We start from the raw sequence: 602 nt of genomic DNA, 5'->3' as shown, positions 1-602 counted from the left end.
TTCCTTGTAGCCGACGCCGCAATAGTACGGACCCTGCGGGGCGGGATAGCCGGTGGCGGGGGAGGGTTTTAGGGCTGCATAGATGACCTACCTTCTGGGCTCTTTTGGATCTTTGAGGAGGTGGGTCATGGGGTTGCGGTGCAAGCGCTGTGGGAGCGAGGAGCATGTCAGGAACGGGCTGATGCGCTCCAAGCAGCGCTACCTGTGCAAAGCCTGCGGCCTGAACTTCACCGACACGCCCGCCCGCGGCAAGCCGCTGGCCCTGAAGGCCACCGCGGTTCTGCTCTATGTCAGCGGCTTGTCGATGAACCGCACTGCCAAGCTGTTGGGTGTCTCGACACCCACGATCCAGGCGTGGCTGGAGCAGTTCGCGGCCGCCTACGCGCAGAAGCCCGAGCCGGAAGGCCGGGCGGTGGTGATCGAGCTTGATGAGATGTGGCACTATCTCAAAAAAAGTCCGAACCGCTCTGGATCTGGAAAGCTTGGGATCGTGCTTCAGGGCAGCTGGTGGACTGGGAGTGCGGCGGGCGTGACAAGGCCACCTGCGAGCGCCTGATCCAACGACTACAGCGCTGGCGCACCCGGCTCTACTGCACGGACGC

At 63.5% G+C, this 602-nt stretch carries 1 protein-coding gene; it reads left to right on the top strand.

Annotated elements, in window-relative coordinates:
• Positions 1-181: 181 nt before the first annotated feature.
• Positions 182-556 (top strand): helix-turn-helix domain-containing protein, encoded by a 375-nt coding sequence (locus CVH10_RS16960; RefSeq protein WP_181244442.1) that lies wholly within the window; start codon positions 182-184, stop codon positions 554-556.
• Positions 557-602 lie beyond the last annotated feature (46 nt).

Source organism: Halomonas sp. ND22Bw, assembly GCF_003011945.1.
Lineage (GTDB): Bacteria > Pseudomonadota > Gammaproteobacteria > Pseudomonadales > Halomonadaceae > Halomonas > Halomonas halophila.
The sequence above is the reverse complement of the archived record's forward strand: the minus strand, read 5'-3'. Positions and strand labels throughout refer to the sequence as shown.

Coding starts and splice junctions, on each gene's coding strand:
- CVH10_RS16960 (WP_181244442.1), top strand. CDS start 182: ATGCGCTCCAAGCAGCGCTACCTGTGCAAAGCCTGCGGCCTGAACTTC.